Origin of the sequence: Chryseobacterium shigense, from assembly GCF_900156575.1 — a bacterium.
Classification (GTDB): Bacteria; Bacteroidota; Bacteroidia; order Flavobacteriales; family Weeksellaceae; genus Chryseobacterium; species Chryseobacterium shigense.
Map to the genome: position 1 here is coordinate 506790 of NZ_FTNY01000002.1, position 26722 is coordinate 533511.

Annotated in this window: 23 protein-coding genes; 11 read left to right on the top strand and 12 right to left on the bottom strand. The window is 37.8% G+C overall.

Annotated features, from left to right (window positions below; translation table 11 throughout):
• Positions 1-62: 62 nt before the first annotated feature.
• Together BW964_RS07715 and BW964_RS07720 are read right to left on the bottom strand one after the other, a co-directional pair.
• On the bottom strand, positions 63-3461 hold the full coding sequence (locus tag BW964_RS07715; protein ID WP_076506170.1) for a polysaccharide deacetylase family protein: 3399 nt from the start codon (positions 3459-3461) through the stop codon (positions 63-65).
• An 87-nt stretch (positions 3462-3548) separates the two neighbouring features.
• Positions 3549-4799 carry a CinA family nicotinamide mononucleotide deamidase-related protein gene (locus BW964_RS07720; protein ID WP_076506172.1) on the bottom strand — a complete coding sequence of 417 codons (1251 nt, stop codon included), beginning with the start codon at positions 4797-4799 and terminating at the stop codon, positions 3549-3551.
• A 117-nt stretch (positions 4800-4916) separates the two neighbouring features.
• Between BW964_RS07720 and BW964_RS07725 the strand changes: the two genes are divergently transcribed.
• Positions 4917-5390: a DUF7832 domain-containing protein gene (locus BW964_RS07725; protein WP_076506173.1), complete on the top strand. Its 474-nt coding sequence runs from the start codon at positions 4917-4919 to the stop codon at positions 5388-5390.
• 235 nt (positions 5391-5625) lie between these two features.
• Here the strand turns inward: BW964_RS07725 and BW964_RS07730 are convergent, their stop codons facing one another.
• The 4 genes from BW964_RS07730 to BW964_RS07745 all read right to left on the bottom strand — a co-directional run bounded on the left by BW964_RS07730 (position 5626) and on the right by BW964_RS07745 (position 9559).
• Positions 5626-6165, bottom strand: a complete 540-nt coding sequence (locus BW964_RS07730) for a lipocalin family protein (RefSeq protein WP_076506175.1) — start codon at positions 6163-6165, stop codon at positions 5626-5628.
• Positions 6166-6237: 72 nt separating this feature from the next.
• On the bottom strand, positions 6238-6972 hold the full coding sequence (locus tag BW964_RS07735; protein ID WP_185117112.1) for a LytR/AlgR family response regulator transcription factor: 735 nt from the start codon (positions 6970-6972) through the stop codon (positions 6238-6240).
• A 57-nt stretch (positions 6973-7029) separates the two neighbouring features.
• On the bottom strand, positions 7030-7749 hold the full coding sequence (locus BW964_RS07740) for a PA3715 family protein (RefSeq protein WP_123911929.1): 720 nt from the start codon (positions 7747-7749) through the stop codon (positions 7030-7032).
• A 10-nt stretch (positions 7750-7759) separates the two neighbouring features.
• On the bottom strand, positions 7760-9559 hold the full coding sequence (locus BW964_RS07745) for a histidine kinase (protein ID WP_076506179.1): 1800 nt from the start codon (positions 9557-9559) through the stop codon (positions 7760-7762).
• 347 nt (positions 9560-9906) lie between these two features.
• On the opposite strand from BW964_RS07745, the gene BW964_RS07750 reads away from it, so the two are divergent.
• From BW964_RS07750 to BW964_RS07760, 3 genes are all read left to right on the top strand, one after another.
• Positions 9907-10581, top strand: a complete 675-nt coding sequence (locus BW964_RS07750) for an SIMPL domain-containing protein (protein WP_076506732.1) — start codon at positions 9907-9909, stop codon at positions 10579-10581.
• Positions 10582-10735: 154 nt separating this feature from the next.
• Complete coding sequence (locus BW964_RS07755) at positions 10736-12337, top strand: DUF4139 domain-containing protein (protein ID WP_076506181.1); 1602 nt, start codon at positions 10736-10738, stop codon at positions 12335-12337.
• Between the two features lie 17 nt (positions 12338-12354).
• Positions 12355-13551, top strand: a complete 1197-nt coding sequence (locus BW964_RS07760) for a vWA domain-containing protein (RefSeq protein ID WP_076506183.1) — start codon at positions 12355-12357, stop codon at positions 13549-13551.
• Positions 13552-13625: 74 nt separating this feature from the next.
• On the opposite strand, the gene BW964_RS07765 is transcribed toward BW964_RS07760, so the two are convergent.
• Positions 13626-14831: an NAD(P)/FAD-dependent oxidoreductase gene (locus BW964_RS07765; protein ID WP_076506184.1), complete on the bottom strand. Its 1206-nt coding sequence runs from the start codon at positions 14829-14831 to the stop codon at positions 13626-13628.
• A 117-nt stretch (positions 14832-14948) separates the two neighbouring features.
• Between BW964_RS07765 and BW964_RS07770 the strand changes: the two genes are divergently transcribed.
• Positions 14949-15329: a SpoIIAA family protein gene (locus BW964_RS07770; protein WP_076506186.1), complete on the top strand. Its 381-nt coding sequence runs from the start codon at positions 14949-14951 to the stop codon at positions 15327-15329.
• Between the two features lie 166 nt (positions 15330-15495).
• Here BW964_RS07770 and BW964_RS07775 read toward each other — a convergent pair whose 3' ends face one another.
• Positions 15496-16698 carry an MFS transporter gene (locus tag BW964_RS07775; RefSeq protein WP_084175698.1) on the bottom strand — a complete coding sequence of 401 codons (1203 nt, stop codon included), beginning with the start codon at positions 16696-16698 and terminating at the stop codon, positions 15496-15498.
• A 195-nt stretch (positions 16699-16893) separates the two neighbouring features.
• Here BW964_RS07775 and BW964_RS07780 point away from each other — a divergent pair, with 195 nt between their 5' ends.
• Positions 16894-17754 (top strand): AraC family transcriptional regulator, encoded by an 861-nt coding sequence (locus BW964_RS07780; protein ID WP_076506187.1) that lies wholly within the window; start codon positions 16894-16896, stop codon positions 17752-17754.
• A 593-nt stretch (positions 17755-18347) separates the two neighbouring features.
• Here BW964_RS07780 and lipA read toward each other — a convergent pair.
• Positions 18348-19214, bottom strand: coding sequence for a lipoyl synthase (gene lipA / locus BW964_RS07785; RefSeq protein ID WP_073335397.1), 867 nt, complete (start codon positions 19212-19214; stop codon positions 18348-18350).
• Between the two features lie 115 nt (positions 19215-19329).
• On the opposite strand from lipA, the gene BW964_RS07790 reads away from it, so the two are divergent.
• Entirely contained in the window at positions 19330-19962 is a 633-nt protein-coding gene (locus tag BW964_RS07790) for a hypothetical protein (protein ID WP_076506189.1), read from the top strand.
• Between the two features lie 68 nt (positions 19963-20030).
• Here BW964_RS07790 and BW964_RS07795 read toward each other — a convergent pair whose 3' ends face one another.
• Positions 20031-20591 carry an RNA polymerase sigma factor gene (locus BW964_RS07795; RefSeq protein ID WP_073335399.1) on the bottom strand — a complete coding sequence of 187 codons (561 nt, stop codon included), beginning with the start codon at positions 20589-20591 and terminating at the stop codon, positions 20031-20033.
• Positions 20592-20736: 145 nt separating this feature from the next.
• On the opposite strand from BW964_RS07795, the gene tyrS reads away from it, so the two are divergent.
• Positions 20737-22032 (top strand): tyrosine--tRNA ligase, encoded by a 1296-nt coding sequence (tyrS, locus tag BW964_RS07800; RefSeq protein ID WP_076506190.1) that lies wholly within the window; start codon positions 20737-20739, stop codon positions 22030-22032.
• 75 nt (positions 22033-22107) lie between these two features.
• Here tyrS and BW964_RS07805 read toward each other — a convergent pair whose 3' ends face one another.
• Complete coding sequence (locus BW964_RS07805; protein ID WP_076506192.1) at positions 22108-22524, bottom strand: hypothetical protein; 417 nt, start codon at positions 22522-22524, stop codon at positions 22108-22110.
• A gap of 199 nt (positions 22525-22723) precedes the next feature.
• Between BW964_RS07805 and BW964_RS07810 the strand changes: the two genes are divergently transcribed.
• Together BW964_RS07810 and BW964_RS07815 are read left to right on the top strand one after the other, a co-directional pair.
• Positions 22724-24697, top strand: coding sequence for a sensor histidine kinase (locus tag BW964_RS07810; protein WP_076506194.1), 1974 nt, complete (start codon positions 22724-22726; stop codon positions 24695-24697).
• Positions 24687-25331 (top strand): response regulator, encoded by a 645-nt coding sequence (locus BW964_RS07815; protein WP_076506195.1) that lies wholly within the window; start codon positions 24687-24689, stop codon positions 25329-25331. The genes BW964_RS07810 and BW964_RS07815 overlap by 11 nt, the downstream gene beginning before the upstream one ends.
• Positions 25332-25380: 49 nt before the next feature.
• Here the strand turns inward: BW964_RS07815 and BW964_RS07820 are convergent, their stop codons facing one another.
• Positions 25381-25803 carry a hypothetical protein gene (locus BW964_RS07820; protein WP_076506197.1) on the bottom strand — a complete coding sequence of 141 codons (423 nt, stop codon included), beginning with the start codon at positions 25801-25803 and terminating at the stop codon, positions 25381-25383.
• A 226-nt stretch (positions 25804-26029) separates the two neighbouring features.
• On the opposite strand from BW964_RS07820, the gene BW964_RS07825 reads away from it, so the two are divergent.
• Complete coding sequence (locus BW964_RS07825; RefSeq protein ID WP_076506198.1) at positions 26030-26668, top strand: alpha/beta hydrolase; 639 nt, start codon at positions 26030-26032, stop codon at positions 26666-26668.
• Positions 26669-26722 lie beyond the last annotated feature (54 nt).

Consider the following 26722-nt stretch of genomic DNA (forward strand, 5'->3'; position numbering starts at 1 on the left):
ATAGTATAGGTCTGTTTTTTTTATCATTTGTTACTTTTACAAATAACAAATTTAAACAAATATCAGGAAGCAGCGATCTCTTTTACATTTCCGGTTCTTTTTAAAAATCCCCAGGCCTGCATTTCTCCTTTCAAAGCTTTTCTTAAACTTCTGAATAACACGATATACATTAACCATCGGTACCCGAAACGCTGCGGAATCACATAGAGCAAGCCTGTTAACTTTTCCCGCTGCATAATAAATGCCGCCAGTGCCAGAGAAGCGTCTACCAGAAGAAAGATCAGGTAATACGTAAATATTTTTCCGCCATTTCCTGATAAAATTCCAAAGAACATAATCACATCTGCCAAAGGTGAAAAGAAAGGAATGATATATTGAAACAGTAAAATATTCGGCATCGCCCAAAGTCCAAGTCCTTTGTATTTCGGATTGAGGAAGGTCTGGCGTTGTTTCCAGAACATCTGCATAATCCCATAGGTCCAGCGGAAGCGTTGTTTTAAAAACTGTTTTACACTTTCAGGTGCTTCCGTCACGGCAACAGCTCTGTTTTCATTGGCAACAGTATATCCGGCTTTTAAAATCTTTACTGTAATGTCACAGTCTTCCGCCAGTGTATCGGAAGCATAGCCCCCCGCTTCAGTGATCACGGATTTTTTGAATGCTCCGATTGCCCCCGGAATCACAGTAATAGCATTGATGTGAGCATAAGCCAGCCTGTCGAAATTCTGACTGGTGGTATATTCTATAGACTGCCATCTGGTGAGCCAGTTCACCGTGTTTCCTACTTTTACATTGCCTGCAACGGCTGCTATCTTTTCCTCAGGGTCTGAGTTCAAAAATCTTGCGATCAGATATTTTACAGCATTACGTTCTAGCTGCGTATCTGCATCAATACACACAACATATTCCGCATCGGTTTGCGAAATTCCAAAATTCAGGGCGGTTGCTTTTCCACCGTTTGATTTAGTGAAAATTTTCAGTTTCGGATGGTTTGAGAATGCTTCATTTGCTTTTTCATATGTTGAATCTTTACTTCCATCATCCACCATAATGATGTCGAAATTCGGATAGGTTTGTTTCAATAAATTATTCAGGGAAGAAATAATATTCACTTCTTCATTATACGCAGGAACAATGATGGATACTTTGGGATAGTTTTCCAACACAGGAAAATCACCCAGCGTTTTTTCTTTTTTTCTTTCTTTAAAAGCCCAATACATCATAAACATCAACCTTATAAGACCTAAGCCTATAAACAGGGTAAAAAGTGCCACCAGAAAATGACTTAAGCCGTAGATGGCTGTAGCCAGAACCAAATTGAGCTGCATGACATAGTATGATCTTGTTTTGGGAACTTCCGGCATCAGTACACTTTTGCTTTTGTGCAAAATACTGGCAAGATTCGTAAAATGATAGCCTTGTTTCTGAAGTGCCGGGATCAGGATTTTAAGAGCCTTCACAGTTTCTTCTCTTGTATCTCCACCTGCATCATGCAGAAGAATAATATTTCCCCGTTCCTGTTTAATCCCTGCCATTACGCGCTTAATGATTTCATCTGATTTTATTCCGGGCTGCCAGTCTTCGGGGTCAATACTTTCTCCGATATCCAGATAGTTTTGCTGTCTCGCCAATGCTACTGGAATAATTTCCTCTGAAGTGGTAGGTTCAGAATCGGCATTGTAAGGTGCTCTGAACAGAATAGTACTGTGTCCGGTTACGCATTCGATAAGCAGTCTTGTGAGTTTCATTTCAAGCAGTGCTCTTTCGGGACTTACTTTAGCTACGTTTTCGTGCGTAAAGGTATGGTTGCCGATCTCATGGCCTTCACGGTAAATTCTTTTAACCAATGGAAGATTTCTTTCAGCATTAAGTCCTACAAGAAAGAATGCGGCAGGCACATGATATTTTGACAGAATATCGAGAATCTGCGGTGTATAGGTCTCATCCGGACCGTCATCAAAGGTCAGAACCAACTCTTTCTGGGGGGCTTCCCCATATTTTTTCACTTCGTACGAACTTGGATAGGTGATATAATTCTCGTCTGTAATTATTTTTTCTTTCGGATCTATTTCCAGGGCAATTTTTCCGTCATGAGGGGTATTCAGAACATCCAGTACTTCTCCGTCTCCGATGTAGTCTACCATCGTCTGCCCTTTTACATTTTCCAGAGTTTTTAAATTAAACTTAGGAAGACCGGCTGAGGTAAGATCTTTATCATAGAAATTCCAGATTCTGCTGTCTTCACTCCCCAGTCTCCAAACCGCTGTTCCTGCCAAAGGATATTCAGAGGAAAAACGCATGGTATTGAAAATAGAGGCCGCATCGTTGAAGAACACCGTGTGGGTATTTTTTTTAGAATCTGTGTAGGAGTAATTTAAATTGAATGTATTATCATCAAAATTAATATCCGCTTTACTGGCACTGGCTTTTGTAATCGCCTGCATATAAGTAACGGAGGTATTATCTTCTTTATTGGTACTCCAGTCATATCCATAAGCTCCCAATCCCAGAATTATTTTTTCCGGCGATGTTTTTTTCAGTATTTTTTCAGTCTGTGCTTCGATCCATTTCTGAGAAGAAACCGGGCCGGCATCACTATCTACGGCATATTCATCATAAGCCATCAGGATAAAGTAATCTACATACGGATTCAGTTTCTGGATATTGTAATCGTCATTATCCGTCATAATATCCATGGTCACCAGTAGTTTGTTCTGTTTGAAAGTTTCTGAAAGTTCTTTCATAAAGGCAATGAGATATTTATCAGAATCGAGATTCATATCCTCAAAGTCAATGTTGATTCCTTTAAAATGGAATTTCTGACACTGCAGGGTAAGTTTCTGAATAAGTTGTGTTCTTCTTTGAGGATCTTTCAGAACTTTCCCAAGACCCTCAGAACGGAATTCCCGGTCTGAATTATTACTTAAAATAGGCATGGCGGCCACTCCGGTTCTTTTGATGATTTTGTAGCCTTCAGGATCTATGTTGGTCTTTAAATCTCCCGTTTTGGGATCAAGAAAAAACCATTCGGGAAAAACGAGATTGATGTGTCTGATATTTCTTTTCAGAGACATCAGTGACTGTGGGTCCCAGGCCACGTAGAATGCCGAGCGTATTCCACCGGGAAACTGGGACCAGTTTCTGTTTTGGTTTTTGAGTCTTTCGGCTCTTGCCTGCTGGATTTTAGCCAGACTGGTATGCATCGTTTTTTCAGAAATAAAACTTCTGAAACCTTTGTATTCTTTGGATATTTTATTCTCCTGAAGATAGGGTTTACTGGCAGTAATTACGGCCTTGTAGTCTTCTTTAAAAGGAATTTTCGGGCTTTTTTCCAGTTTCATCATCAGCCCTAAAGCAAGAACGAGCAATACGGCCACGAAAATAAAAATACGACTTCCCCACTGTACGCTTCTCCAGCGTTTTTTACTGTCAGTCTGAAAAATCTGTTTTGAGTCTTTCACGTTATGAAATTTATTATAGAGATCTCAAAAAGCGTGAAAAAGAGTATTCATTTTAATTAAAATAAAATTAAAAAAAACAACTGGCTGTTATCTATTAATAAGAAGCCCTACCAAATCCTGGATAATTTTCTGTGAAACAAAATTCATAAAATCAAGTCTGTCTAAATGAGGCATATACAATTTTGAAGTCACTTCCTGGTCTTTGATGCGTATGCTGTAGAACACAGTCCCTACCTCATTGCCATCCTCTCCTTTTCCGGGACCTGCTACTCCTGTTGTGGATAAGGAAATATCGGTATCAAATAATCTCTGACAACCTTTTGCCATTTCGCTGGCCACCTGTTCACTGACTACGGTAAACTCGTCTACCGTCTCTTTAGAAACTTTTAAAATCTCGATTTTCTTTTCTGTGGCATATGGTATAATACCTGCAATAAAATATTTTGAACTTCCGGCAGTGGAGGTAATCATTTTGGCCAGCTCACCGCCCGTACAACTTTCTGCTGTTGAAATGGTCAGATTTCTTTCCATAAGAATTTCTGCAAGGATTTTCTCTATTTTATCTTCTGTGACTGCAATAACATGGTCTTTTACCAAAGGAAGAAGTTTTTGAATTTCATCTTCAGCCTGCTTTTTAAGGGCAGACTCATCATCTCCGGAGGCAGTGAGCCTGAGCTTTACACGCGTTCCTACCGGAAGATAGGATAATGAAAGGTTTTCAGGAAGTGCAAGTTCCCAGTCTTCAATGGTATCTGCGAGAATACTCTCAGGAATTCCTACTACAGAAACAATTCTGGTATAGATATAGTAAAGGTTGAATTTTTCTTTTAAATAAGGAACAATCTGGTCTCTGATCAATGGCTTTACTTCATAAGGAACACCCGGAAGGCTGAAACATAATTTTCCGTCCTGCTCCATCATCATACAAGGTGCAGTCCCGAAATGATTTTGAAAAACCACAGATTTCGTAGGAACGAAAGCCTGCTCTCTGTTTCTTTCGAGAATATCAGTACGGCCCCGTCTTTCCATATAGTTTTTAAGGTGGTTGAAGGTCACCTCATCGAGCGCAATTTCATCATTGAAATATTCGGCCAGTGCTTTTTTGGTTTTATCATCGCGTGTCGGACCTAGTCCTCCTGTGGTGATGATGAGGTCGCCTATCTCAAAAGCAGCTTTTAAAGTATTTTTAATGGTCCCGATTTCATCTGAAATTGTGAAAATCTGTGTCACCTGTATGCCTATATTTTTAAGTTCAGTGGCAATAAAATTAGAATTGGTATCAACGGTGTTTCCGGACAGGATTTCGTCACCGATAGTAATCAGAACAGCTTTTTCCATATATAAATTCTTGAAAGAAAATGTCCTGCAAATGACGGAAAAATCTATGGCTGCGACAACATAAAATGATTTTTTCTATCTTTGGCTGATACTGTTTAAAACTATAATTATTCGGCGATGGCAAAATATGATGATGCTTCCTGGCACTATGGCGGAGAATATCCGGAAAATTTACCTGATGAAAATGCAGCGACCCATATCGGAATGTTTCTGGCATGGTGCATCAACAACGATCTGATCTCTGAAGAGCTTGCGGAAGATTCTGCTGATGAGATCCAAAGTGTAAAAAGACGTGAAATGACAGGAGGAGAATTCCTGATTGATGTATGCGATGAAAAGTTCAGCGAGTATGATCTCAGTGCTCAGGGCAATGGTTTTGCACAGGCTTATTATAATGATGGTACCGCATTTGGGAAGAAATTCAATTCTTTTGCAGATGATTATTCAGAAACTTTTGACAGAAAAGCAGAAGAAAATAATTTTGAATACGAATCTTTCTATCATGTAGAAGATACTTATGAAAATTATGATCTCATAAAACCGCTAATCGATCAGCGTTTTGAAGAGTGGAAAGAGTTTGCAGGGGTTTAGGGTACATGAATGTGAAAAAAAGTTGCTGCTTGAAAGTAACTAAGAATACCCTTTAAATAGTCTGAAGCCTGACATTGAAATATTGAATCAGAAAAATATCTGGTGGCTTCGGGTTACCTCAGCCACCAGTAATACTATCTGAATATCTGATGTTATGTCTGACATCTGATATCTAACATCTGACGTCTAATATCTATCTTTCATCAAAAATCTTAATTCCTGACTCTGTCAAGGCTTAATTATGTTTCACCCAGATCAGCTCATCTGTGTTATAGCCAATTTTTTTTGCTTTTTCAATGAAACGTTGCTTAATACTATCAGGAATAGAGGGTGTTCTTGACAAAATCCATAAATATTTCAAGCTGCTTCCTGCCACTAATGAATACTGATAATCTTCATCGATATCAATAACATTATATCCGGCCCAGATGGGTTTGAAAAATGAAACTTTAAGACGGGCTTCCGTTTTGTCTTTTACGAATCGGGCTTCTCCGATCGATTCTTTGTGCTCCTTTTTTACATAATCATACCCTTTATTGTCTACACGAATGGAACCATCAGCGTTCTCCGAATATTCGGCAGTAACATTGTCCATGTTTTTTTCGAATCTGTAATCGAAACGGGCAATTTCATACCATTTTCCGAGATATTTTTTAGCATCAAAATTAGTCACCGCTGCTGCTCCTTTTGGAATTCCTGCAGAACATGAACTATAAATAATAAGACCTAAAACTCCCAGAGTCACCGGAATAGCAATTTTCTTAAACGTTTTCATAATTAGATATTTTGAATGATTGCCATGAAAACGTCAAAAACAATGCCTTTAAGCTTTAAATAGAAATAAATTCTATGAAAAAACCTTTAGAAACTGATCTTTAAAGCTACCGGACACCTCAATTTCCGTATGATCAGAAAGCATTATCGTCCCACTTTTATGATAGGATTTTACAAATCTGGTGTTGATAATATGAGAACGATGAACTCTGACAAAAGGATTTTCCAGAAGGTCATCGAAATGCTTCAGAAAACGGCATACCATCTTTTTTGAACCGTCGCTAAGACAGACCTGTGTAAAGTTTCCATCTGCCTGGAGCCTCAGAATATCTTCTGTTTTTACAACATCGAATCCCTGAAGTGTGGGAAGGATCAGCTGTTGTTTTTCAGGTTTTAATTTTAAATTTTCAAGAAGAATTTTATTTCTATTAAGTTCCTCTTTACTTTCAAGGCTTTCTGCTACTTTATTCACTGCCAAAATAAGTTCCTGAATATCAATGGGTTTTAAAATATAATAACTGGCGGATTTATTGAGTGCCTGAAGAGAATATTGTGAAAATGCGGTGATAAAAATCGTTTCGTAAGAAAATTCTTTAGTGGCTTCCAGCACGTCAAAGGCATTTCCGAAGGGCATTTCTACATCCAGAAAGACCAGCTGAGGTTGCTTTTCGGCAATCAGCGGAACGGCTTCTTTAATGTTTTCAGCCTCGCCCAGGATTTCTACCTGTGGACAGTATTTTGTAAGGTAGTTTCTCAGAACTTCCCGTGCAATAATCTCATCGTCTACGATTATGGATTTTATTTTCATTTTTTTCAGATTACAGGTTGCAGATCAAAAGGAGCAGGTATTGGGTGAGTTAATCGTTTACTGGTATTTTCCGTTTTTGAATTTTAAGATGTGATAGGAAGTTTTTGAGGTTTCATTTTCCTTACAATCCCCGTTTACCTCCTGGGTTTTTCTGTTAACAGAAATGGTTTTGATTTTAAGATCTGTGAACATACTGGTTTGAGTTTTATCCATCATGATTACAGAATGATTGTCATCTGATTCGCCTGTGCACCGGGTATCCCATTCTCCACTGTAAGTGTTTAACTCAAAAGCATTCAACACTTTTTTCAGTGTTTTTCCCGCAGGGTAATACAGGGAAATCGTTTCTGAAGAATAGGGATTGGGCTGGCTTCCGTTTTGAACGCTCACTTTTATACCAAAAGCGCGAATTCCATTACTGATGGTATATAATCCGGTATCTATTGTTATACTTCTCAGCATAATAGCATCCGAAGTGACCTCCACAGGATCGAAATACTGGTTTTTGATGGCTCCATTTCCATCTGTGATCACAATATAATTACGGACCACAAAAAAATCTTCTTCTTCCTTTCCCTGAAGAATGGGTAGAACAGCGATATATGAATCTTCTGCGTTCGGCATTTTCTTTTCAGTACAGAATTCTCCTTTGATCCTTGTTTTATCAAGTTTCAAGCTTTTTACTATATTATCAAAACGCATTATATCAATCTCCTGTCCGTGTAAAAATCCTGCGACTAAAAATACCAATATTCCTGTGAATAAATGCTTGTTCATGTGTTGTTCTTTAAGTCAGGTTTATTTTGATATTCACCAAAACGCCACTGCCGTTCTCCTTGTCTTTTATGGTGCAAGTGATCTCTTTTTTATAGAGGTCATTCAGCAGCTTAATCCTTTCCAGGGTATTTTTCATTCCTCGTCCTTCTCTGGTCTTCTGATGCTGGGTTTTCTGCTTTTTACTTTCTTCGATGCCAATTCCGTTGTCTTCGATCGTGATCTTTAAATGCTGGGCTTCTTTTTCAAAACTGAGTGTCAGAAATCCTTTGTCACTTCTGTAACGAAGTCCGTGCCAGACGGCATTTTCCAGGAACGGCTGAACCAGCATACCGGGAATTTTCAGGCTATGCATATTGAGATTTTCATCAACTTCAATTTCGTAATCGAATTTATCTGCAAAACGCGTTTTTTCTAATGCAAGATAGTTCTGAAGCAGATCCAGTTCCTGCTGGAAAGGAATAAAATCTTCGGCAGAGTTTTCCATGACGCCACGCATCAGCTTTGAGAACTTTGTCAGATACTGATTGGCTTCCAGCTCGTTATTCGTGGCAATAAAATGATTGACACTGTTTAAACTGTTAAAGATAAAATGCGGATTCATCTCCCTTCGTAAAGACTGCAGGGCGATTTTTTTATTTTTGATCTGAACTTTTTTGAGCATTCTGAAAATAAAGATAACCAGACCGGTAAGGAGAATAAGAGCCGCAATAAGACTGTAATTGAATACATTTTTCTTATGGATAAGTGCATCTTTCAGTTCTTTTTCTTTTTCAAGCTGGGAGATCCTCTGTTCGGTATCTTCCAGTATTTTATTGTCAACCAGGCTTCGGTCTTTGGACACAATATCCGGAAGTTTTCCAAGGAAATCGCGGTAGAGTAAAACTGAGGCATCGGTATTTCCCGTTATACTATACAGACTGTCCAGCCTTTTTACACTTTTCTGAGCTTCCAGCGTATGTCCTTTTTCAAGAGCGATTCCGTAGGCATTTTTCAAGAGTATCACGGCCTCATCCGGATCATTTTTTTTAATATAAATATCCGCAAGTTCCTGAATCTGATTGACTTTTTCCTGTGAATTATCTTTGACAAAGTCTTCTTTCAGCACTTTCTTTTTAGCTTCAATAGCTTTTTCAAAGTTTCTGTTTTCGACGTAGAAATTGGTCAGTTTCTGATTGATCTCCAAAGCCTGCTGAGGAGCTTCTTTTTTAGAAATCACATAAGCATTATTCAAATTCTCTTCTGCTTTGGGAATGTCTTTCTGCTGGATATTCACATCGGCCATCTGGCTGTAGCTTGCCGCAAGATCCCCTTTGTCTTTTGTCTTAAGACCTATATTGATATTATCCTGAATAGCCTCTACCTTCTGCTCCGATGTAGGAGAAGAAAGCCTTGCAGCATCATTCGTATTCACCGCCCTGCTTTTTTCAGTGTAGCCCATTTCAGCGGCCATGCTGTAATTGCTGATCGCGGGTGTTATTTTGTTCTGCTTCTCTTGTGACTGGGCAATTTTCCGGGTGACAGCTTCTAGATTCTTTTTATCGCTGAGGTTTTTGTAAATGTTTCTGGCTTTGACTAAAAACTCTTCGCTTTTAGCATAATTCCCCTGGATATAATAATCGTTGGCAATTCCTACGTAAGAGTCGGCTACGCCTTTATTATCATTATTGTCTACTGCTTTTTTAAGTTTGGCAGCAGATTTATAGGCTTGGGTAACCCGCGTGGAATCCTGTGCTGTACAGAAGTTTCCGACAACAAGAATAGAGATCAATAGTATTTTAAAAACTAATTTCACGGATTTCAAATCTTTCATGCAAAGTAAGTAAAACTTTAGGTATCCTTTCCTATTCTTTACCAAGTCAAAACTCTGTTTCACCAAGTTCACTGATGAATAAAAGCTGATCATTCAATTTTCCAGATGTGTCAATTGAGCAAAAGACTCTATTATGGCTTTCATTATTATATGATCCAACCATGTTCTTCAAAACTTATTTTTTATCATCGCCCTACATCGCATTTCAAAAACCTTTTAAAAGACGACCCTTAAAGGAATTATCATTTTTTTGGTCATCCACCAAGTCAAAACCTCCATTCACCAAGTCTCTCGATTTCGGGTTTCAGATCGCCGTAATTTTACTTCAGAATTTAAAACAAGAAATTATGAAATTAAGACATTTTTTATTGATCGGAATCTTTACCCTGGGAAGTTTTGTGAATGCACAGGAGGTAAAGAAAAATGCTATTGAAGTAACAGGGATTGCAGAAATGGAAGTGGAACCGGATGAAATCATCTTCGGTATCGGCATCAAAGCGGATAATAAAAACGATCTGGCGGATAATGAAAAGAAACTGTTTGAAACGCTAAAGAATGCCGGGGTGAAAAACGAGGATATTAAATTTAAATCCATGTACCAGAATATCTATGCAAAAAATGGAAAATTCACGAAAAGTTATCAGTTTAAGGCCAGTACAAAAGCAAATATCAGCAAAATATTTGAAGACCTCAACCAGAAATGGGTCAGCAACCTGAATGTGGCAGAAGTGAAAAACACTAAAATTGCAGACTTTAAGAAAACGGTTAAGATCAATGCTTTAAAAGCAGCCAAAGAAAAAGCGGATTATCTTTTAGAAAGCATGGGTAAAAAGACCGGAGCGGCTATTGAGATCGTAGAAATTGAAGACTACACCAGCGATATGGTTCTTCCTGTAGCCTATAAAAGCAGTGTCAGAAATATGCAGCTGGAAGCCGCAGATGCAACAGTAGATTTTTCTTTCGATAATATTGAGAATATCAAGCTGAAATACAGCATCAAAACCAGATATGAAATCCTTTAGAAGTAACAGATTTAAAAGACAGCCCCAAAAGGGCTGTTTTCTTTTTTATAGTTGATTTAAAAGTTCACCAAGTGAAAGTGTTGTTTCACCAAGTCTCCCGGTTTTCAGTCTTAAATACAGATAATTTTACTCTAGAAATTTAAAATAATATACTATGAAACGTTATTTAATACTCTTCATCGCTTTTTCAGTTTCATTTGTAAGAGCACAGGAAATCAAAAAAGAAATCGATGTAAAACAGGCCACTGTATTCCTTCAGGGGGCAAAAGTGTTTGGGAGCACTACAGTTACTCTGCAGAAAGGAAGAAACAGCGTGAGAATCGTCAACCTTCCCAACAATCTGGACGAAAATACCTATAAGATCAATCTTGAAAAAAATACAACGCTTCTTTCCATTACTCCACAAAGCAATTTTTTGAAAAATGAGGATTTGTCTGACGGAGAAAAAAAACTGGATAGCGAAAGAAAAAAATTGCAGAGACAGGTTAATTTACTGAATATCCAGATCAAGAACCTGACGGGTGAACAGAATATCATTAATGACAATTTGAAGGTCTCTACCAATGACAAATCCAGTCCGCAGGAACAACTGATCAAACTGACTGAGTTTTACAGAAAAAGAATGCTGGAAATCGACAATCAGGTTTTTGTTTTAAACGAACAGAAAACATTTTTGGACGAAGGTATTGCTAAAATCAATAATCAGTTTGCAGAAGAACAGACCCACAAAAATACCAACAGAAAAGAACTTCTTCTGGAGATTCTTGCAGACAATGAAACAAGTCTGAATTTAGGAGTAAGCTATATTGTTTCTGATGCAGGCTGGGTTCCTTCGTATGACCTTCGTGCACAATCGGTTAAAAAACCTCTTGAAATGGTGTATAAAGGAAAGATTTATCAAAAAACCGGACAGGACTGGAATAATGTAAAACTGTTTGTTTCTACCTACAGACCTTCTTATAATCAGGACAGACCTATTTTATCTCCGCTTTATGTGGCTGAATATACCGCTTATAATGCTCAGGCAGAAACTGCGGGTTACAAACTGAAAGCTGCTGCAAAAGAAGTGAATTCTTATCAGATGAGAGATGAAGTTGCCGTTCAACCCAGTCAAATTCCTGTAGCAAGCGTATCGGATAGCCAGATGAACGTAATGTATGAGCTTAATTATAACCAAACGATCTTAAGCCAGGAAAAAGAACAATATGTCATCCTTGATAAAAAACAGATGGATGCTACCTATAAATACCACACTGTTCCAAAGCTGAATAACCAGGTATTCCTGATGGCCTTTATTAAAAACTGGCAAAATCTGAATCTGATCTCCGGAGAGGCCAATATTTATTTTGATGATCATTATATTGGAAAAACAAACATCGCAAGCAATTATGTGAAAGATGAATTCCCAATTTCTCTGGGTGTGGACGAAAGAATCACGGTAAAAAGGATCAAACTGGAAGACAAAACGTCTCAAAAAACGCTTAACAGCAATAAATGGGAAACGGAATCTTACCAGATCAGCATCAGAAATAATACGAAAGAAAGCATCGAACTGGAAATTCTGGACCAGCTTCCAATCAGTGAAAATTCAAAAATTATGGTAAAATCATTAGAGATTGGAAACGGAAGTTTAGATGAAAAAACGGGAAGTATCCTTTGGAACAGAAACATCAGCAGCGGAGGTTCGGATAAAATCAATTTCTCTTATGAAGTGAAGTACCCGAAAGAGATGAAGATTCAATATTACAGCAGATAACCAATAAAAAAAATAATATGACAACTTTAAAAATCTTAGCACTTACCGCCGTTACCGCTTTTTTGAGTTCCGGCAGTTTTTCAGACAGCCGCTGTTCAGGCACCCCTACAACAGACAGGGCTCCATTGGTACAAAATGCTTCTGTTACAGAGCCCTCCACAGCAGCAAAGGATAACAAAATTCAGGTTGCGCTTCTGCTGGATACCTCCAATAGCATGGATGGATTGATTGACCAGGCCAAATCAAGGCTTTGGAATATCGTGAATACTTTAACGACATTGAAATACAACGGACAGGCTCCGCAGGTTGAAATTGCCCTTTATGAATATGGAAATGACGGGATCCGCGATGATAACTATATTCGTCAGGTCACTCCTCTTACGCAGGATCTGGATCTGGTTTCGGAGAAATTGTTTGCTCTGAGAACCAATGGCGGAAGTGAGTACTGTGGTGCCGTGATCCGCGACGCCTCAATGAATCTGAATTGGGACGGCAACGAAAAGAGCATGAAACTAATCTATATTGCCGGTAATGAACCGTTTGATCAGGGAAGAGTGAATTACAAAGAAGTGATCTCCAAAGCTAAAACCAAAAATATCTATACCAATACCATTTTCTGTGGAAGCAGAGAGGAAGGAACCCAAACGTTCTGGCAAAACGGAGCAGCAGTTGGTGGTGGAAAGTATTTCAATATCGACAGCGACAGGAAAGTCATCTACATTGAAACGCCTTACGATATAAGAATCTCAGCATGTAATACAAAACTGAACGATACCTACCTCTATTATGGAAGTCACGGCTCTGAATATCAACAGAAACAGGCTGCACAGGACAGAAATGCAGAAGTACAATCGGTTTCCAACTATGTAGAAAGAACGGTTGCAAAGTCTAAGAAAAACGCCTATAGAAATGATCACTGGGATTTGGTAGACAAAGCTGAAAAGGATGCCGGATTTATTGCCACCGTGAAAGATGATGCGCTTCCGGCCGAACTAAAGGGTAAAAGTAAGGAAGAAATAAAAAAAGCAGTTGCCGGAAAATCTGCTGAACGGGGAAAGATTCAAAAGGAGATTGAAGAACTTTCCAGAAAACGTCAGGAATATATTGATGTCGAAATGAAAAAACGGGGAAATCCGGATTCCGACGATCTTGGAAAAGCGATTGAGAAGTCAATCCTGGAGCAGGCAACAATGAGCGGATATACTTCGAAATAACAGGAATGGTGGCTTTTCAGCCACCATTTTTATTTAATTTCTTCCGGTACCGGTGCTTAGAAGCCATTAAGTTTTTATCTTCCAAACTTAAAATATTCAGAAAGCAGGTGTTTTTTATTTTTCATAAACTGGGAAGTCATTTCCATTCCGGTTACAGAAAAGGTAATTCCATTTCCTCCAAAACCAAGGACAAAATAGGAATTTTTAAACTTTTTATGCTCCCCGATATAGGGTAATCCGTCTTTAGTTTCTCCGAAAGTTCCGGCCCACACAAAATCTTTATAGAACTGATAATCCGGTTTTATTTTCTTTAGATTTTTCAGAATCTCTTTCTCTTTTTTATCAAGAAGAGCATCGCGTTTTTGAGCATCATTAAAATCTTCATCACCACCACCGATGAGAAGCCTTCCGTCATCTGTTGTTCGCATATAGATGTAAGGTTCATCGGTATTCCAAACCAGTGTGCTGCTTATGTTTTTAAATTTATCGTCATCAATTTCTGACACAACGGCGAAGGTACTTTTTAAATCTACAAAGTCTTCTTTGATCAGGTTTTTACTTTCGTAACCGATACAGTAAATGATCTTTTTCGTTTTGATCTGATGGCCGCTGTCTACTGTCACCAGATTAAAACCTTTATGATATTCTACCTTTTTCATTTCAGTTTTATCGAATATTTTTAATCCCTTTTTTACATTATGGGTAAACAGTTCGTGGGCAAATTTAAAAGCATCGATACTGGCTCCCTGCTTAGACAGAATACCGCCATAGGTATTTTCAAATCCAAACTGATCTACAATTTGTTCTGCTTCAAGCCATTTCACATTAAATCCAGCCTTTTTCCTTGCTTTATATTCCTCCTTGAGCCACTTTACATCTTTCTTTTTTGAGGCGAAATACAATGACTTTTTTCTTTTAAAACCTGCGTCAGATCTGATCAGTTTTGAAAGCATTTCAAGAGTATCTATTGCATCAGAGCAGGCTTTATAACTTTCGACCGCTCCTTTCTCCCCGATCTTTTCAATCAGTTCATACAGAGGAACATCAATTTCGTATTGCAGCATCGAAGTGGTGGCTGAAGTACTTCCATTACAGACTTCGCGTTTATCAATCAGGATTGTTTTATAACCGTCTTTTATCATTTGCTGGGTGATAAGACTTCCGGTGATACCACCACCGATAATTAAAACATCACATTCTTCATTTGATTTCAGGGACGGATAAGACTCTATAATTCCATTCTTTATGAGCCAGAAAGGTTCGTTCGATTTTAGATCCATAATTGAATATTATATTTAAAAAGGTATTATTTATAAGTATTTTAACTATTTATTATCATTTTATGGTGCAATTATTGTACCCAGTTTTAAAATCCAACCACATTAAAATAATTTACTATGATAACGATTATTCCAGAAGCTCCGGAAAATGTTGCCGCATTCAATGCAACGGGAGAAATAACGAGAGAAGATTTTGAAAACCTTGTCATTCCTCATGTAAAAGAGAAAGTGAACGAATTTGGTGAGTTGAATTACCTATTATATTTAGACACGGATCTGGATAAATTTACTATGGGAGCATGGCTTCAAGATGCACTTTTAGGGCTCAAAAATCTTTCAAAGTGGAATCGTGCAGCCATTGTCACGGACAAAGAAGCGGTACAGAACTTTACCGATATTTTCAGTGTTCTGATGCCGGGAGAGTTTAAATCTTTCCCTAAAGAGAATTTATACAACGCACTGTATTGGTGTAAAAACGGAGATGAGGTAGAAGTGTAAATGTATTTCATCATACAAAAAAAGACTTTGTTCATCTGTTTGAACAAAGTCTTTTTTATGGGTCTCATTTATATTATTGATGATTTAATTCATCAGATAATTTTTGTTCAGAAAGCAACGCAAAAATCTTCAATTGATTAGAGTAATCTTTGTACTTTCCTGTTTTTTATTTGTCACAAGGCACGCATTCCACAGTGGTGTCATTGTTATCCGGAGTTTCTCTACCATAGAGATATCTGTATCTTAAGCTTATTGCCAGACCTATGAAAGTCATCGCTACTCCTACCAATGATGGATATTTGAACGAATATCCGTATTCTAAAGGAATTCCGCCTAAAAATGCTCCCATTGCATTGGCAATATTAAAAGCAGCCTGCATAAATGCTGCAGCCATCATTTCACTTTTTGGCGCCGCCTTCATCATCATGATATTGATAGGTGCCGCCACAGACATGGACAATGCTCCACAAACAAATGTCAGGATAAGGGCTATATTCTGATGTTCTGCAAACAGAAATACTCCGCTAAGAGAGATCATCATCAGAAAAATCAATAGTGCACAGGTTTTTTCTGGTCCGAGTCTATCGGATATAAATCCTCCGGCAAGGTTTCCAACGACCATTCCCGCACCGGCCAGAACCATCACGTAAGCCATCTGGTTGCTTTGGATCCCGGCAACGATTGTCATTAAAGGGGTGATGTAGCTGAACCATGTGAAAAGTCCTCCAAATCCGATAGCTGTAATCCCTAGAACCAGCCAAGACTGCTTCTTTTTAAGAAATTTCAGTTCTTCGAGGAAGTGGGTATCCTGATTGGTTTCTATTGCAGGAAGCCATAATTTCAGGAATAATAGGGCGAAAAGGCCGATCAATGCTACAATCGCAAAATAGAGTTTCCAGTGATAAGCGTGTCCGATGTAAGTAACAAGCGGAACCATGACCAGATTGGCAACCGTAAGTCCTGTAAACATTAAGGATATATAAAATGCTTCCTTCCCTTTTCCTGCCATTCGGGATGCCACTACCGTTCCTACTCCGAAAAATGCTCCGTGAGGAAGTCCGGACATGAATCTGATGATCAGCATACTGGTATAGTCAGGAGCCACCGCAGAAAGCCCATTGAATAAAGTGAAGAGGATCATTAAAACCATCAAGACTTTTTTAGGTGGAAATTTCACGGAATATCCGATCAGGATGGGAGCTCCGATCACGACTCCCATTGCATAAGCTGAAATCAGGTGTCCTGCTTCAGGAATAGTGATCTTTAAAGTATTGGCAATATCAGGAAGAAGTCCCATAACGGTAAATTCCGTAGTTCCGATTCCCAGTCCGCCTATGGCCAGCGGTATAATTCTTTTATCAATCTTCATTATGAGTAAACTTCTTTTTTCGAATTTATTTTTAAACGATTTTTCTCAAAATTAAAAATGCTTGTCCATTAGTAGTTTGAAAGTGCAAAAATCGCTAGAAATATTGGTTTTTACTTCTCTTGAAATGATAAAAATTTGCTCCATATTAACCTTTTTATGTAATTTTAAAATTAGAAACAATCAAATGAGAACAAGATGAAAATCCAGAAAGAGGTTATAGAATTTGAAAACGGAAAATCTTTTAAGCTTTTTTCACCGTCTTTAAAGAACTGTTTTTTCTGGCATCATCATCCTGAAATAGAATTGGTGTATGTAGAAGCTATTAATGGAATTCGCCACGTAGGAAGGGATATATCAGGTTTTACAGAGAGTGATTTGGTTCTGATTGGCTCCAATGTACCTCATCTGAATTTCGATTATGGCATCCAGACAGAATGCAGACAGATGGTACTTCAGATGAGAGAAAATTTTCTTCAGGATCTTATTTTGCCCGTTCCGGAGTTTGAAAATATTAAAAGACTTCTTGAAAGATCTTATCTGGGGCTTTCATTCTCAGGAGAAACTAAAAAGGCAGTTGTTGAAAAACTTCATAAAATCAAGGATAAAAATTCTTTCGATTCTCTGATCGGGCTGATTGAAATTCTGCAAATTCTCGCGGCCTCCGATGAAGTCAAAGAACTGAACAAAGAAGATACCAGAATCAAGTGGTTTCTGAACGATAAAATCAGAATGGGAACCATCTATGATTATATTCATGAAAATTATGATAAAAAGCCCAACGTCAACGAAATTGCAAAAATTGTCAGCCTGAGTACTCCTGCTTTCTGCCGTTATTTTAAAAAGCAGACGAATATGACGTTCACCGATTTTGTGAATAATTACAGAATCAATCAGGCTAAAATATTTCTGTTGAAAGATTATTCTGTAACGGAGGTTTGTTTCCAGGTGGGTTTTGAGAGCTTGTCCTATTTTAATAAATTATTCAAGCAGCATACGGGTGAAACGCCTTCGGAGTTTAGGAAAAAGTATTTGAGTAATATTGAGGTGAGGAGCTAGATTTTTTTAGTGAATATGGATGAGTGCTGATGAACCACCCCGTCAAAAATTCTTTGAATTTTTGCCACCCCTCCACGGGAGGGGAATTCTACTCCGACCTATTTTTGTCATTACGAAAATATTTGATGTTCAAAAAACTTAAGTGCACTTTCTATTCACAAAGTATTTAACTTAAAAATATCTTAAGTGTTTAAAACTTTTGTCTCTTTTGTTGTTGAAAAAAACAGTGGGAACTGAGACGCCCGAAGTTTCTATCATCTATTGATCTATTAAATTTTTAAACAAAAAGCCGATTCAGAATGAATGAGTGCTGGTGAACCACCCCGTCAAAAATTCTTTGAATTTTTGCCACCCCTCCACGGGAGGGGAATTCTACTCCGACCTATTTTTGTCATTACGAAAATATTTGATGTTCAAAAAACTTAAGTGCACTTTCTATTCACAAAGTATTTAACTTAAAAATATCTTAAGTGTTTAAAAATTTTGTGACTTTTGTGGTAAAGAAATAGTGGAAACTGAGACGCCCGAAGTTTCTATTATCTATTAAATTTTTAAACAAAAAAAGCCGCTTCAAAAATGAAACGGCTGTATTTTTAGTGAATATGTTTTTCAGCGTGGTAAGAACTTCTTACTAATGGCGAGCTTTCCACATGTCTGAAGCCTAAGCTTCTTGCAAAGTCTCCCAGCTCATCAAACTCTTCCGGTGTGATGAATCTTTTCACCGGTAAATGTTTTTTAGTTGGCTGAAGATACTGTCCAAGCGTGATCACATCAACATTAGCATTTCTGATATCTTCAATCGTTTGGAACACCTCATCTTTAGTTTCACCTAAGCCAAGCATCATTCCGGTTTTTGTTCTTCTCTGGCCTGCTTCTTTCAAGTATCTCAATACTTCTAAGCTACGCTCATATTTAGCCTGGATTCTTACTTCTCTTGTCAAACGTTTTACGGTTTCCATATTGTGAGAGATCACTTCAGGAGCGACTTCCACAAGTCTGTCAATATGTTTGGTAAGTCCCTGGAAATCTGGAATAAGGGTCTCCATCGTTGTTCCCGGAGAAATTCTTCTCACAGCATTCACTGTTTCACCCCAAAGGATAGACCCCATATCTTTCAGGTCATCACGGTCTACAGACGTAAGTACAGCATGCTTGATTTTCATCAATTTGATAGAACGGGCCACTTTTTCAGGCTCATCCCAATTAACGTCAAGCGGTTTTCCTGTTTTTACCCCGCAGAACCCGCAGCTTCTGGTACAGATATTTCCCAGGATCATGAACGTCGCCGTTCCTTCTCCCCAGCATTCTCCCATATTCGGACAGCTTCCGCTCTGGCATATGGTATTTAATTTATATTTGTCCACCAAAGTCCTAAGCTCTCTGTAGTTCTTTCCGGTAGGAAGTTTTACACGGATCCACTTTGGTTTTTGAACGGTAGTATCTTGAACTAAATTTTCCATTTCTAAAATTGAAGTTCAAAGTTAAGGAATTTTTAATGGAAACCATCTACCGGAAAAATTGATGAAACAGATAATTCAAAATATAATTGTAGTTTTAAATGATCAAAATTAAGCTATGAAGAAGACTCTTTTTACCCTATTTTCCAGTATCAGTGTATTTTGTTTTGCTCAAAAAGAGCTTCAGCCCGCAGGTTCGGAGATCATTGAAACTGTAGAGGGAGATTTAGACGGTGACCGAATCCCTGAAAGAGTTGTGATCTACAATACAGCTGATGAAGGCGAGCTGGGCAAGATCCGCGAAATTCAGATTCTAAAAAAAAGTGGGGGAACATGGATGATCCTGAGTAAATCAAGAAACGCCGTTTTGGAAAGTGCCGGTGGGGGAATGATGGGAGATCCCTATCAGGGAATGGCTATTTCAAAAGGAATTTTAAGCATCACTCAGGCAGGCGGAAGCAGCTGGAAATGGGGCTATACGGATAAATACAGATTTCAGAACGGACATTTTGAGTTGATAGGCTATTCTTCAGAATTCGGCAGGCCCGGGGATTACTGGACAGAAGTAGATTTTAATCTTTCTACCGGACAGCTGAATTATAAAAAGGAAGTAGAGAATACCAAAGAATATGGAACATCCAAACAGGAAACTTCTATTAAAAAGGGAATAAAGATCGATCTGCAAAACAGAAATCAAGATGAGCAAAGAAAAATTGTTCTTCCTAAAACAAAGGAGGAAGTTTATTTCTAAAATTTTGAACCTTTAAGATTTTATTAAGTGATGATGACTCACTTTACATTGATAAACGATCTGATATTCTAGTGATCGTCAAATTCGTTGTTTTTCAGTAATTCTGCCAGTACTTTTTTGGCACGCATGACTCTTACTTTGGTATTGGCCACGGAAATTCCGAGTTCTTCTGCAATTTCTTTGATGCTTTTCTCTTCAAAGAATCTTAATTTGATAATATCCTGGTAATTGGCATCCAGCGATTCAATGGTTTTGATAATCTTTTTTTGCTCTTCATTGGAGATCATCAATTCTTCAGGAGATTTTGCGAATTGATTTTTAACTTCATCCAGATTTTCGGTTGGATCCTGATTTTCGCGACTCCTTTTTCTCCAGAAATCAATGACTGTATTTTGGGCAATGGTTAATATCCAGGTTTTAAACTGAAAATGGGGATCGTACATATCCAGTTTGGACAGCACTTTTGAAAAAACATTTACCGTGATCTCATCTGCATCATTTTCATCTTTTACTTTCTTCATGACAAAAGAAAAAACATCCACCCAAAAAACATTGATGAGTTTGGTCTGGGCTTTCTGGTCTTTTTCTTTTGCCTTTTGAATAAGCAAAAATAGCTGTTCGTCGTTCATTAATAACAAATATAATTTTTTTAAGTGAAAGGGCAAAGGGTCAAATACGCCTTTTTATCCTTTGATTTTTTTGCGTTGTTTCATCTATTACCGATACTCCTGAATTTACTATCTTTGCACCATAAAATTTTAAAGAAAAGTATAGATGAATTCCTTTATAGAAGAACTGAAATGGCGTGGTCTTTTTGCCGATATGATGCCAGGAACCGATGAACAGCTGAATAAAGAGGTAACTACTGCATATATTGGTTTCGACCCGACAGCTGATTCTTTGCATATCGGAAGTCTTATCCAGATCAAAATTTTAGCCCATTTCCAACAGCACGGACATAAGCCGATTGCTTTGGTGGGAGGTGCTACAGGGATGATCGGAGATCCTTCAGGAAAATCTGCAGAAAGAAATCTGCTGGATGAAGCCACGCTTCTTCACTATGTAGACTGTTTAAAAAACCAGCTTTCAAAATTTTTGGATTTTGAGGGTGATGGTCCTAATAAAGCAGAATTAGTGAACAATTACGACTGGATGAAGAATATTTCTTTCCTTGATTTTGCTAAAAATGTCGGGAAAAACATCACAGTTAATTATATGATGGCGAAGGACTCTGTAAAGAAGAGATTTTCGGGAGATGGTGGCGCAGATGGGATGAGTTTTACGGAATTCACCTACCAGCTTATCCAGGGATATGATTTCCTTCATTTGTACCAAAATAATAATGTAAAGCTTCAGATGGGAGGTTCTGACCAGTGGGGAAATATCACTACCGGTACTGAACTGATCCGCAGAAAGGCTCAGGGAGAAGCTTTTGCATTAACGGTTCCTTTGATCACTAAAGCTGACGGTTCTAAATTCGGAAAGTCTGAAAGCGGAGAGAATTACTGGCTGGACAAAAAGAAAACATCACCATACAAATTTTACCAGTTCTGGCTGAATGCTACGGATGAAGATGCAGAAAGATTCATTAAATTCTACACTTTCATTGCAAAAGAAGAAATCGAAGCCTTAGTGGAAGAGCACAAAACGGCTCCTCACGAAAGAAAACTTCAGAAAAGGCTGGCTGAGGAGGTTACAGTTTGGGTACATGGCAGAGAAGAATATGAAAAAGCTCTGAAGGCTTCGGAAATTCTTTTCGGACGTTCTACTGCTGAAGATCTGGTAAGCCTGGATGAAGAAACTTTCCTTGAGGTTTTTGACGGTGTTCCACAAAAAGAAGTTGCAAAAACTGATGTTTTAGGCGTTAATATTGTTGATCTGCTTTCAGAAAAATCAGGATTCTTAAAGTCTAAAAGTGAGGCTCAAAGAGAGATCAAAGGAAACGCCATTTCTGTAAATAAAGAGAAAGTAAATGACACGTATACTGCAAATGAAAGTGACCTTATTGATGGTCAATTTTTACTGCTTCAAAAAGGCAAGAAAAGTTATTTCATTGTAAAGGTTATTTAATGTTCAATATCTTATAAAAGAACCGGCGCTGAGATTGATCTCAGCGCCGGTTTTTATTCATGAAAGTTATTAAGTTTAAAATACATAGCTGGCGGAAGCCGATAAATACTGCCCGCTGGAAGATCCTTCTTTTTTCAATTCGCCATCTACCCATATCTGAACCTTCAACGTAGAAGAAGCATTTGCCCCGACTGCATTGACCGCAACATTCGCATTATAAGCTCCCGCTTCTGATGTTACTTCCGGGCTGGTCCATGTTGTTCCGCTAAGACTTGAAGCTGTGGTTGGATTACCATCAATTCCATATACCGCTACATCGATATTACTTCCTGAAGACGCTATAGCTTTAAAAACAACTTTATGACTTTTCCTTGCCGGGCTGCTGTCATCGTCATCATCATTACTACAAGAAGTGACAAACCCAAAAAACAGGGCTGCCAGCAATACCACGAATGTTACTCTAAGCAACTGGCTCATTTTCATTTTTTTCATAATCTTTTTGTTTAAATTGTATGTTATTTATTTAATATTCTATGATCAATGTTTTGGTACCTGCAAAGCTATCAGAGTGACTCAACTTTATCAATCCTGAAAAATGTGTATTTTTTTCTACCTAAAATCCGGTATTTTATTTGCTGGAATTTTTAATTAAATTGAGCATTCAAATCCGTGTTACAGAATTGATACCCCGATGAAGAGATTACTTATTCTATTAAACATATTATTATCTTTTGCTTTACAGTCCCAGCAAATCGTCCCTCTTAATGAGAAATCCTATTCAGACAGTTTACAGAATGTTATAAAAAGTAAAGCCCCCAACATTTCCAAGGCAACGGCATTTTTTCTTTTATCCAACTATTACAGGAACAGTGATTCTCTTTTAAGCAAAAAATACCTTGAAAATGGGAAAACATTCATAGTCCATGATGCCTTACTTACTGCAAAATATTATTATTACGAAGGTCAATACCATCTGGACCGAAATAAAGAAAAGGCCGCTCATGCTTATCAACAGGCGATTAAGGTATTATCTAAATTAAAAACAAGGGAATCTGACTTCTATCAATCTTTGGCCTGGTATGGCTATGGAGTCACCCAAAAAGATAAGGAAGGCTATCCTTTTTTAGTGAAGACCGTGGTAGAAAAATGTATTCCACTGATTAAAAAATATGGAAACAGCAGGAACTTAGGATTTTCCTATACTCAACTGGCGATTATTTTTACTTATAATGCACAGTTTGAAAAGGCTGGAAACTACAACAATCAAGCTTTAAGAATTCTGGAAAAAGATTATCCCGATTCCGCTGAATTGTTTTACACCTACCTGAACTCTGCCAGCAATTTCTGTTATCAGGCGAATGGAAATGAAGCCAAAAAGTTTCTGGATAAAGCAGAAAAATTGATAATGCCTTACCCTGAGTCTTCATCCAACTCGTTTTTCTATTATGGTAAAACGCTTTATTGTATTACGAAACAGAAAAATTCAGAGGCATTACCCATTATTGAAAAGGGGCTTTATTATACCAGAAAGTTCAATCAGAATCTTCAGGCTCAAATGTTCTATTTCAAAAAATATGACATTTTAAAGAAATTGAAAAGATACCGTGAAGCCAAAAATGTACTGGAAGATATTTTAGCAGAGAAATCTCTCGCTATTGACCTTAACAACAGAAAAACCATTTATAAGCAACTTTCTGCATTGAATGAAGAAATGGGAAATGTCCGGGAAGCTTTGGTATGGGAACAAAAATATTCGAAACTTAATGACAGTCTGAGCAGTGCCAATGTAAGGCTTGAGATCAATAAGATTGAGGCAAAATTCAATACGGCCGAGAAAGAAAAAAAAATAGCCGTCTTAGATGCCGAAAAGAACCAGAAAGATCTGGAAGTCAATAAAAAAAACTCCTATTTGTGGGGACTTAGTCTTATCTTACTATTAGTTTTAATCCTCCTGATCTTCCTTTATATTTTATTTAGAAAAAATAAAAAAATATCCGAACAGCGAATCAACGACATTAAACAAAAGGAAGAACTCTCCCTGACAAGGGCTATTCTTGATGGTGAAGAAAGAGAAAGGGAACGCATTGCAAAGGATCTTCATGATGGTTTAGGCGGAATGCTTGCCGGAGTTAAAATTAATTTCTCTACATGGTCTTCCCATCATTTACAGGCTGAAAAAGATAAGGAGTTTTACAAGATCCTGGGGCAATTGGATCATTCTATCAGTGAACTTCGTCATATCGCAAGAAATTTAATGCCTGAATCACTTCTGAATTTTGGTCTGGAAACGGCTTTAAATGATCTTTGTGAATTTTACTTAAGGAAAGATCTGGACATTGACTTTCAGGCTATAACTATTGAAAAAAATATACCTTTGCCTGTTCAGCTTAATATCTACAGAATCGTTCAGGAATTATTAGCGAATGCCTTGAAACATGCTGAAGCTACCAGCATTTTGCTCCAATGCTCCCAATCTGATAACCGTTTGATGATTACCATTGAGGACAACGGAAAAGGCTTCGATACAGGCATTGAGCAAACTACTAAAAGTATGGGAATGCGCAACTTAAAAAACAGGGTCAATTATCTGAAAGGAAAAATGGAGGTCAGCTCTGACCCGCAGGGTACAACTATTAATATTGAACTTAACATCGATGGAGAATAAAAAAATAAATATTGCCATTGTGGACGATCATCCCATCGTCATAGAAGGACTGAAAATGATGCTGAGCAGTCACCTAGGTTTCACCGTTTCCGAAAGCTTCACCTCCGGTTCGGAGATCATTGATTTTATCCGGAATCATCAGGTAGACATTATTCTTTTAGACATTACCCTTCCTGATGCCAACGGCACAGAACTATGCAGAGAAATTAAAAAAATATCCCCGGCAACTTCAGTGATCATGTTCAGTAACCGCTCTGAAAGAAGTATTATTATGCAATCTCTGCAAAACGGAGCGAGTGGCTATATTCTTAAAAACACGTCTATCGATGAATTGGTCGTATGTATTCAGGGCGCTTATTCCGGAAATATCGTTTTCTGCAATGAGACCAGGCAAATGATCAGTAAACCTAGTCCAAATGATCTGCCCGTGCCTAGGCTGACAAAAAGAGAGAAACAAATTCTGCAAATGGTAGCAGAGGGAAAAACGAGTATGATTATTGCAGATGAACTTTTTCTCAGCCCGCTTACCGTAGATACCCACCGTAAAAATCTGTTACAGAAATTTCAGGTGAAAAATTCTACTGAGCTGATCCACCGGGCCATCCAGCAGAATATGATTGAAAGCGGTACATAAAAAAAAAACCGCTGTAAAAGCGGTTTCATATATATTAAGTAGATGATACTTATAATTCTAAGAAGCTGTAATCAATAGAAGCTACTAAAGGACCTGCTCCAACCATTTTTTTGGTTCTTACAATTTCGCCGTCTATATAAAGATTAACTACCAGTTCTGAATCTGCATTAGGAAGGTCTGCCTTAGCATCCAGGTTCAACTGTGCCTGGCTGGAATTGACGAAAAATTCACCACTTGCCCAGGTAGTTCCTACAGGATCAAAAATGTCAGTCTTAACGGTTCCTACCTGTGTTACAATAGCTCTGATAACCCCTCCGGTAGTGGTTTTTACTTCAAACTGAACAACGTGATCTGCAAACTCCTCTTCATCATTATCCTTTTTACAAGAATTCAACACGGTCATTACAGAAAATAATAGAACGAATAAAAAAGAAAGTCTAAGTAAACTCTTTGATTTGTAAAATTGCTTCATTTCTCCAAATAGATTTTTAATGTTTCAAATATAAGTTTTTTATTAATATAAAAATAACTTTTATGAAAAATTTCCAACAATGTTTTGCAAATAATATCAAATCAACAAAAAGCATAATGATAGGATCAGTCGCTTTTCACGCTTACCATCTCCTCATTACTACATATTAAAATACAGCATCGGCATTTTGAATTTTACAATGTGATTTATTAATTATATTTGCTGTATGAATTTAGATTATATAGTAAGAGAACCGGAACATATCACTCCCAATACTACTGTACTTTTTATGCTTCATGGCTATGGCAGTAATGAACAGGATCTTTTCAGCTTCAGGGAGACTCTTCCCGCTGACTGGCTTATTGTAAGTTTCAGAGCACCCAGAGATACTCAGTTTGAAGGGTATTCCTGGTTTGACATTGATTTCAATAATCCTGAAAACTTTATTGACATTGCTCAGGCTAAAGAGTCCCTGTATGGTGTGCTGCAAAATATATTGAAAGTGGTGAATCATTATGGGCTTACCGAAGGCAAAGTGCATTTATGTGGTTTCAGTCAGGGAGGAATATTGTGCTATGCTTTGGCATTAAAGCACCCTGAATTGTTTAGCTACGTGGCCTGTCTGAGCAGTTATCCGGAGGAAAAATTGCTGGACGGTATTGTAAAAGATAAAAAGAAACTGGAAAAGCTTCGCTTTTTTGTATCCCATGGAACAGATGATGCGGTGATCCCTATGGAATGGGGAAGAAAAGCGGCAGATCTTCTGTACGACCTGAGCTGCTATTTTACCTTCAGAGAGTATATGAGCGGACACGGGGTAAATCAGAAAAACTATATGGATCTGATGGATTTCTTTTCGAAATAAGATCAGCGTATATTTTAAATAAAATTCAATCTTACTGCTGTTTTGTTGCAGTTG

Bases quoted from the DNA above. Each gene is read 5' to 3' on its own strand.
- BW964_RS07750 (WP_076506732.1), top strand. From the start codon at position 9,907: ATGAAATTAAGACATTTTTTATTGATCGGAATCTTTACCCTGGGAAGT.
- BW964_RS07725 (WP_076506173.1), top strand. From the start codon at position 4,917: ATGGCAAAATATGATGATGCTTCCTGGCACTATGGCGGAGAATATCCG.
- BW964_RS07765 (WP_076506184.1), bottom strand. From the start codon at position 14,831: ATGGATCTAAAATCGAACGAACCTTTCTGGCTCATAAAGAATGGAATT.
- BW964_RS07770 (WP_076506186.1), top strand. From the start codon at position 14,949: ATGATAACGATTATTCCAGAAGCTCCGGAAAATGTTGCCGCATTCAAT.
- BW964_RS07810 (WP_076506194.1), top strand. From the start codon at position 22,724: ATGAAGAGATTACTTATTCTATTAAACATATTATTATCTTTTGCTTTA.
- BW964_RS07755 (WP_076506181.1), top strand. From the start codon at position 10,736: ATGAAACGTTATTTAATACTCTTCATCGCTTTTTCAGTTTCATTTGTA.
- lipA (WP_073335397.1), bottom strand. From the start codon at position 19,214: ATGGAAAATTTAGTTCAAGATACTACCGTTCAAAAACCAAAGTGGATC.
- BW964_RS07745 (WP_076506179.1), bottom strand. From the start codon at position 9,559: ATGAAAGATTTGAAATCCGTGAAATTAGTTTTTAAAATACTATTGATC.
- BW964_RS07805 (WP_076506192.1), bottom strand. From the start codon at position 22,524: ATGAAAAAAATGAAAATGAGCCAGTTGCTTAGAGTAACATTCGTGGTA.
- BW964_RS07825 (WP_076506198.1), top strand. From the start codon at position 26,030: ATGAATTTAGATTATATAGTAAGAGAACCGGAACATATCACTCCCAAT.
- BW964_RS07795 (WP_073335399.1), bottom strand. From the start codon at position 20,591: ATGAACGACGAACAGCTATTTTTGCTTATTCAAAAGGCAAAAGAAAAA.
- BW964_RS07775 (WP_084175698.1), bottom strand. From the start codon at position 16,698: ATGAAGATTGATAAAAGAATTATACCGCTGGCCATAGGCGGACTGGGA.
- tyrS (WP_076506190.1), top strand. From the start codon at position 20,737: ATGAATTCCTTTATAGAAGAACTGAAATGGCGTGGTCTTTTTGCCGAT.
- BW964_RS07740 (WP_123911929.1), bottom strand. From the start codon at position 7,749: ATGAACAAGCATTTATTCACAGGAATATTGGTATTTTTAGTCGCAGGA.
- BW964_RS07735 (WP_185117112.1), bottom strand. From the start codon at position 6,972: ATGAAAATAAAATCCATAATCGTAGACGATGAGATTATTGCACGGGAA.
- BW964_RS07815 (WP_076506195.1), top strand. From the start codon at position 24,687: ATGGAGAATAAAAAAATAAATATTGCCATTGTGGACGATCATCCCATC.
- BW964_RS07760 (WP_076506183.1), top strand. From the start codon at position 12,355: ATGACAACTTTAAAAATCTTAGCACTTACCGCCGTTACCGCTTTTTTG.
- BW964_RS07790 (WP_076506189.1), top strand. From the start codon at position 19,330: ATGAAGAAGACTCTTTTTACCCTATTTTCCAGTATCAGTGTATTTTGT.
- BW964_RS07720 (WP_076506172.1), bottom strand. From the start codon at position 4,799: ATGGAAAAAGCTGTTCTGATTACTATCGGTGACGAAATCCTGTCCGGA.
- BW964_RS07780 (WP_076506187.1), top strand. From the start codon at position 16,894: ATGAAAATCCAGAAAGAGGTTATAGAATTTGAAAACGGAAAATCTTTT.
- BW964_RS07730 (WP_076506175.1), bottom strand. From the start codon at position 6,165: ATGAAAACGTTTAAGAAAATTGCTATTCCGGTGACTCTGGGAGTTTTA.
- BW964_RS07820 (WP_076506197.1), bottom strand. From the start codon at position 25,803: ATGAAGCAATTTTACAAATCAAAGAGTTTACTTAGACTTTCTTTTTTA.